The 6,715-nt window shown below is 56.0% G+C and carries 7 protein-coding genes; 2 read left to right on the forward strand and 5 right to left on the reverse strand.

All coding sequences use genetic code 11. The annotated features are described in order from the left end of the window. Nucleotides 1-47 precede the first annotated feature (47 nt). A complete protein-coding gene (locus CMO10_RS16655) occupies nt 48-668 on the forward strand; it encodes a TetR/AcrR family transcriptional regulator (RefSeq protein WP_297024354.1) in 621 nt (206 codons plus the stop codon). Between the two features lie 17 nt (nt 669-685). Here the strand turns inward: CMO10_RS16655 and CMO10_RS16660 are convergent, their stop codons facing one another. Together CMO10_RS16660 and CMO10_RS16665 are read right to left on the reverse strand one after the other, a co-directional pair. Continuing rightward, nucleotides 686-1,108 (reverse strand): secondary thiamine-phosphate synthase enzyme YjbQ, encoded by a 423-nt coding sequence (locus CMO10_RS16660; RefSeq protein WP_297024356.1) that lies wholly within the window; start codon nt 1,106-1,108, stop codon nt 686-688. A 49-nt stretch (nt 1,109-1,157) separates the two neighbouring features. Next, a complete protein-coding gene (locus CMO10_RS16665) occupies nt 1,158-1,985 on the reverse strand; it encodes a DODA-type extradiol aromatic ring-opening family dioxygenase (RefSeq protein ID WP_297024358.1) in 828 nt (275 codons plus the stop codon). Between the two features lie 309 nt (nt 1,986-2,294). Between CMO10_RS16665 and CMO10_RS16670 the strand changes: the two genes are divergently transcribed. Continuing rightward, a complete protein-coding gene (locus tag CMO10_RS16670; protein ID WP_297024360.1) occupies nt 2,295-3,350 on the forward strand; it encodes a helix-turn-helix domain-containing protein in 1,056 nt (351 codons plus the stop codon). A 144-nt stretch (nt 3,351-3,494) separates the two neighbouring features. Here the strand turns inward: CMO10_RS16670 and CMO10_RS16675 are convergent, their stop codons facing one another. From CMO10_RS16675 to CMO10_RS16685, 3 genes are all read right to left on the reverse strand, one after another. Then, entirely contained in the window at nt 3,495-3,908 is a 414-nt protein-coding gene (locus CMO10_RS16675; RefSeq protein ID WP_297024362.1) for a hypothetical protein, read from the reverse strand. Between the two features lie 143 nt (nt 3,909-4,051). After that, a complete protein-coding gene (locus CMO10_RS16680) occupies nt 4,052-4,621 on the reverse strand; it encodes an isochorismatase family protein (protein WP_297024363.1) in 570 nt (189 codons plus the stop codon). A 95-nt stretch (nt 4,622-4,716) separates the two neighbouring features. Beyond that, nucleotides 4,717-6,715, reverse strand: a 1,999-nt coding sequence (locus tag CMO10_RS16685; RefSeq protein WP_472910365.1) for a TSCPD domain-containing protein, incomplete at its 5' end; no start/stop codon positions are given.

The following is a 6,715-nucleotide window of genomic DNA, read 5'->3' on the forward strand; positions in this document are numbered from 1 at the left end:
ATTTAAATGAGTGAGCTCAGTGAGTGTGCTCATCTCAGGGGATGTTGATGAATATTCGGACTGCGCAACGCGAAGAAACCCGCCAGAAGATCCTTGCCGCCGCGCGGGAATGCTTTTGCAGCGGGGCCTTTGATGCCGTGCCCACGCGCGAGATCGCCAAAAAGGCCGGGGTTGCGGAAGGCACGATCTTCAATCACTTCCCGACCAAGGAAGAATTGCTGATTTGCTGTGTTGGCGAGCAAATGGCAGAGGCGATTGAAAAGGGGCTTTATACGATGGATCCGGAATGGTCCTTTGTCGATAAAGTCATGCATGTCGCGTCCTATCGCTTTACCCAGGTCGGGCTTAATCCCGGTTTGTGGCAGGTGATCATGCAGCAGATTGTCTTTTCCCCCAGAAAGGGGGCCGTGCACTCCGTGATGGAAAGCAGCGGGCTGATTGCCGCCATTCAGGCGTTGATTGAAGAAGCGCAGCTTTCAGGCGAGCTCAATCCTGATTTGCCGCCTTATTTGATTCAGAAGACCCTGATCGCGCTGTTTCTGTTCACCATTCACGAGCATTTCAGCACGCAGAATTTTGACTGCGAAGATATGTGCGCAACCTTGCGCGAACTACTTGAAATTCAGGTGAAGGGGCTTTGGGTGTCCGGGGCGGAACAGGCGGCCTAGTCCAAAGCAGAACGGGCCTATTCGCCGATCAGATGCAGGGTGACCTTGCGGGTATGGGGTGCGCGGCGATGTTCAAACAGATAGACGCCCTGCCAGGTGCCCAGCACAGCGCGGCCGTTGGATACCGGAATGGTCAGGGATACATCGGTTAGCGCCGATTTGATGTGGGCGGGCATATCGTCCGGGCCTTCGCAGGTATGGCGGTAGAGGCTGGGATTTTCCTGCACCAGCTGGCCAAAGAAGGTTTCAAGATCAAGCCGGACATCGGGATCGGCGTTTTCCTGAATGGTCAGGCTGGCCGAGGTATGGCGGACAAAGATCGTCAGTTGCCCGCGCGAAAGACCGGTACTGGCCACCCATGACTGGATCGGTTCGGTGACCTCATAAAGGCCCTGACCGCTGGTGGTGATTTCAAGAGTGATCTGATCTTGCGCAAGCATGATATCCGTCCGGCTTGGGGCCGGACGGGATCACAAAGAAGAACCGCCGTCAGGCTGCAGTTTTGAGCTCATCCTGATCGTAGAAGCGAAGGGCTGTCATGGCAAGGTTGCCGAACTCGTAGCTGTTATGCAGGACCTTGGCGGCAAAGCCTTCGGGCGCGGCACCCAGCGCGACATAAAGCGGCATCAGGTGGTCGTCTTCGGGATGGGCCATTTTTGCACCCGGGGCGGTGTCGCGATAATCAAGCAGGGCATCGATATCGCCAGCCTCGATTTTCTTAAGCATCCAGTCGGTGAAGTCGGTCGCCCAGGTCTGCGGTGGGCCTTCGTTGAAATCAAGCGCACGCAGGTTATGGGTCATGGCACCACTGGCAAGGACCAGAATGCCTTTTTCGCCCAGTTTGCGCAGTTTCTTGCCCAACTCATAATGGTCGCGCGCATTGCCGCGTCCCAGCATGGAAAGCTGAAATACCGGGATGTCGGCATTGGGGCGGGCAAGATACATCGGCATCCATGCGCCGTGATCAAGGCCACGGTTGGCATCGGTATCAATGCCGAGTTCCTCGGCGATTTCACGCGCCAGTTCCGGCGCACCTTCGACACCATATTGCAGATCGTAAAGCGGCTGCGGGAAGCCATAGAAATCGTGGATGGTTTCCTGCTTGGCGGCGGTGGAGATCGTCGGGCTTGCTGCCTGCCAATGGGCGGAAATCATCAGAATCGCGCGGACGCCATCGGTTATTTTTGACAGTTCATCGACAAAGAAGTGGAAGGCCGGCGTGCTTTGACGCGCCACCACCATCGGGGACCCGTGGGAAATAAAGATCGGCGCAAGGCTTTTTGCGGTGCTGCCGGTAGTTGCAGATGTCTGGGTCATGGGTAAACCTCATCGGATTGCTAAATCACTTGATGAGAATATGCGCTTCCGATCCGATGTTGACCAGTCGCGTTTTGGCAACAGTGTGTTGCCATTTGCTGTTTTTGTTCGCTGGATGGAAACATTTCGACAGGTGACAACGAGCGAAACATTCGGCAATGACGACAGCTGGTTTGAGTCAATTCTCGACCGGTTCTTATCTAAGCATGTCTCTTACATGATGGTGTTCGAATGTTAAGGTCCTTGAAAATCAACGAAAACAGGCGCACTGTGGCTACATAATTATTTTCTGAATTTGGCTGTCAAGGTATGACGCAACAAACAGAACCCAAAAGCGCCGCGCTTGAGCGATCGCGTTTTTCTTTGCGTGATTTGCCCAGCGCAACACAGTTCGAGATCTGGAAAGAAAGCATCAACTGCATCTATAGCGTTGATGCGGACCGTCGCACGCGCGCCGATGGCTTTGTTGCCGATCTTGATTCCTGGCGCCATCGCGACCTGATGATGGTCGAGGCGCAAAGCTGTTCGCAAAGCTTTTCACGCACGTCCCAAATGATCGCGGCAGACGGCATGGACCACTATAATGTCCAGCTTTACACCGATGGCGGGGTGAAATCCGATATCGGCGTTGGTGGCGATGTCCTTAAGCCCGGCGGGTTGCTGTTGCTTGATCTGTCGCAGCGCACCGAAGCCCAGGCCAGCGAACAGTTCAATTCCCTCCATCTGTTTTTGCCCCGGCGTCTGGTTGAGGATCATCTGAGCAATCCGGAAGACCACAATCTGCGTTTTCTTTCCGAGCGCGACCCGCTGGTCGGCATGTTGTTTAATCAGATCCTGTCGATGCATCGTTATATTGATCAACTGGACGACGGTCAGATATCCGTCATCCAGCAAACCATCGTCATGATGTTGTCGACCTGCCTGAATGGTGCAACGGGCGAAACCAACGCGACCCAGGCAATGCGCCAGGACATCGAGAAGGGCGTGATGATCCGGCGGTATTTCCGCGAGCGTCTTCTTTCACCCGACCTTAATGCCGAAACAGCGGCCGATGACCTTGGTCTGTCGCGATCAAGCCTTTACCGCCTGTTTAAACAGTATGGCGGGGTGAACCAGTATCTGCGCGACATGCGGCTTCGCCACGCCCTTAAACTTCTGGGCGACCCGACGCAGCGCAGACGGTCGATCTATGACATCGCGCTGGAATGCGGATATGAAACCGATGCTGGCTTTATCCGTGCCTTCCGCGCCAAATACGATGTCACGCCGGGCGATGTGCGTGCAGGTGTTACGCCGCACGCACGCCACCTTGATGAAGGGGCACTCGACAAGCGCTATGAGAACTGGCTGCATACGCTTGCCTAGATTTTGTTGCAGTTCAATCTAACCGCAACAGGCTCTATTGCCTGATCGACGGAGCTTGCGATCAGGCGAGGGGGGGGGACGCGAGTATCTTGTCCTCTTCATCTATTTCGTTTTCCATACGCATCGATACGTAATGCGCACAGATCAAATCACGGCCTTGAACGGCACGACGACGTTTTGGTGAAACAGGCCGCCAGATGCGTGGGGGGACGTTTGGGACACGACCTGCTGATCGTTGCGCAGGGGTGATGCATCTGGTCTGGAATGTTTCGCCGAAAGCGGAATGGATGCCGGGTTATCCGGAAAACCCAGAACCGCCAGAATTCCGATATTGTGGGTCTGAAGCGATTTGATCAGCGTGGTTGCCGCGTTCCAGTCCGGTAACAGGGCCAGACGGGCACGGCCGAGATAAGCCCCCATCAGACGGGCCAGATCCGGCGTATCACGCGCGATAATCACAACAGGAAGAGGGTGAGACTGGACAGACGTCGAACGTTCCGGCTGCAGTGAAACGCCGACCTGTTGCAAGTCCGATTGAGTTGTTCCGGATGAATTCATCACACCCTCCGCATGACTGATCTACATGATCAGCGGTTTGTACCCATGCTTGAGAATAGCCGGGCCTGCGCGAAGGATTATGCATGGCGTGCCGGATTATTGACCGGCTGTGCCAAAACACTGTTTTTGGGTGCGTTTTCCGATCAGGCGAGCGCTGCGATGACGTCAGCACTTTTGGTGAGCTGGCAATATTCAGAGGCCAGAACCGCGGCATAAAGATCAAACACGTCCTGGGCTGCGAAGGTCCTGCCATTGGCATCGGTGACATCAATGGCCGTGGTGGCATCAAGCACCAGCCAGTTTTCAAAACCAAGGCAATGGGCCATGCGGATGGTGACATCCATCGAATTGTGGATGACGACCCCGGTAAAGATCAGGCGTTTGATCCCGCGATCATGCAGGTGCTTTTCAAGTGCTGTGCCGACAAAGGCGCAGTTCTGTTGCTTGGCGATGACGGTTTCACCATCAATCGGCAGGGCTTCGTCCTTGAACGGTTGTCCCGGTCCGTCGACATAAAAGCTTGATGCGGGGTTGGCTTCTTCGTGGCGGACATGGATCACGGGCAGGCTGGCCGCACGGAAGTCAGCCAGCAGCTTTGCAATCACATCGGCGTAGCCCGGATTGTTTTTGCTGTTCCAGCGCGGGTTATCGATGGCCTTTTGTACATCCAGAACGATCAGGGCTGTGTCGTTACCAAGTGCGGGCAGGGTCATAGCGCGTTCCCTTTTTCCATATCTAAAAACAAAACCGGCCGGGAAAGCCCGGCCGGTTTGCTGATCAGATCAGTTGTTCGGTAGGGCCGAGACCCTTAGGAGCAACCGGTGGTCGCGCCACAAGAGTCACATTTCAGGCAAGTGCCGTTACGCACCAAGGTGAAGTTACCGCAATCCGGGCAACCGTCGCCTTCGTAGCCTTTCATGCGGGCTTCGCGGATCTGGTCCATCTTGGCATCGGTTTTGGCGATGACTTCTTCGCTGGTGGACAGGATCGCTGCGGCCTCGGTCGTGGTGGTTTTGGTCACCGTGGTGGTGCTTGCCGTTTCCGGGGTATGGCTGTGGCCATGACCGTCGGTGCCGGTTGATTTCACCTCGAGAATGCGTTCCTCGGCCGGGGCGCCGCCATCAACAACATAGAGGTTGCGACGTACGAAGCCGGAAGAAGCCACCTTGCGGATGGTTTCGATCGCCTGATCGCCAGCTTTCTCGGCGGTTTCGCCAAGGTCGCCTTCGGCAACGCCTTCGCCAACGGCATCCGGCAGGATGTCGGACGGCTGAACGTGGGCGAGGTCGTTACGGCCAAGGTAAGAGATCGCCAGTTCGCGGAACATGTAATCAAGGATGGAGGTTGCCATCTTGATCGCATCGTTACCCGAAACCATGCCGGACGGCTCGAAGCGGGTGAAGGTGAAGGCTTCGACATACTCTTCGAGCGGCACGCCATACTGCAGGCCGATGGACACCGCGATTGCGAAGTTGTTCATCAGCGAGCGGAACGCAGCGCCTTCCTTGTGCATGTCGATGAAGATTTCACCAAGCTTGCCGTCTTCGTATTCACCGGTACGGAGATATACCTTGTGACCGCCAACTGTGGCCTTCTGGGTGTAGCCTTTGCGGCGGCCCGGAAGGGAGCGACGGTCGCCACGAATGACGCGCTCGATGATTTTCTCGACGATCTGCTCGGACGCCTGGGCTGCCTTGGCAGCGGTCGGCTGATCCGCGTAATCGTCTTCTTCGACCAGTGCGGAATTGAGCGGCTGGCTGAGTTTCGAGCCATCACGATAGAGCGCGTTGGCTTTGAGGCCCAGACGCCAGGACAGCATGTAAGCGTCTTTACAATCCTGGATGTTTGCGCTGCTCGGCATGTTGATGGTTTTGGAAATCGCACCCGAGATGAACGGCTGTGCCGCGGCCATCATGCGGATGTGGCTTTCAGCCGAGAGGTAACGCTTGCCGATACGGCCGCACGGGTTTGCGCAATCAAAGACCGGCAGGTCTTCTTCACGCAGATGCGGGGCCTGTTCCAGCGTCATCGAACCGCAAACATAGGTGTTGGCTGCTTCGATCTGCTTTTTGTCGAAACCAAGGGCTGCGAGCATGTTGAAGTCCATGCTGTTGATCGCCTTGGCATCGAGACCCAGCGTGTTGACGCAGAAGTCATCACCGAACGTGTATTTGTTGAAGACGAATTTGATGTCAAATGCGTTCTTCAGAGCACCTTCAACCTTGGCAAGTGCTTCGTCGTCAAAGCCCTTGGCTTTCAGGTCTTCGTGCGAGATCGCCGGCGAACCAACCAAGGTGCCATGACCAACCGCGTATTTTTCAATGTCGCGGATCTGGTTTTCGGTGTAGCCGAGCGTTGCCAGTGCTACCGGAACGGTACGGTTGATGATCTTGAAGTAACCGCCGCCAGCAAGCTTTTTGAACTTCACGAGTGCGAAGTCAGGCTCGATACCGGTGGTGTCGCAATCCATGACCAGACCGATGGTGCCGGTCGGTGCGATAACGGTGGTCTGGGCGTTACGGTAGCCGTGCTTTTCACCAAGCTCGACCGCCTTGTCCCAGGCAGCGCGGGCTGCAACCGGAAGATCGGCATAGGGGCTGTCGGCAGCAACCAGCGGAACCGGGTTGATCGACAGGCCTTCATAGCCTTCCTGTTCGCCGTAAGCGGCACGGCGATGGTTGCGCATGACACGCAGCATTTCCTGTGCGTTATCGCCATAACCCGGGAATGCACCCTGTTCGCTGGCCATTTCAGCCGAGGTCGCATAGGACACGCCACACATGATGGCGGTCAGGGACGCGCCAATC

Source organism: Thalassospira sp., from assembly GCF_002709775.1.
In the GTDB taxonomy this organism is placed as follows: domain Bacteria; phylum Pseudomonadota; class Alphaproteobacteria; order Rhodospirillales; family Thalassospiraceae; genus Thalassospira.

Coding starts and splice junctions, on each gene's coding strand:
- CMO10_RS16655 (WP_297024354.1), top strand. CDS start 48: ATGAATATTCGGACTGCGCAACGCGAAGAAACCCGCCAGAAGATCCTT.
- CMO10_RS16660 (WP_297024356.1), bottom strand. CDS start 1,108: ATGCTTGCGCAAGATCAGATCACTCTTGAAATCACCACCAGCGGTCAG.
- CMO10_RS16665 (WP_297024358.1), bottom strand. CDS start 1,985: ATGACCCAGACATCTGCAACTACCGGCAGCACCGCAAAAAGCCTTGCG.
- CMO10_RS16670 (WP_297024360.1), top strand. CDS start 2,295: ATGACGCAACAAACAGAACCCAAAAGCGCCGCGCTTGAGCGATCGCGT.
- CMO10_RS16675 (WP_297024362.1), bottom strand. CDS start 3,908: ATGAATTCATCCGGAACAACTCAATCGGACTTGCAACAGGTCGGCGTT.
- CMO10_RS16680 (WP_297024363.1), bottom strand. CDS start 4,621: ATGACCCTGCCCGCACTTGGTAACGACACAGCCCTGATCGTTCTGGAT.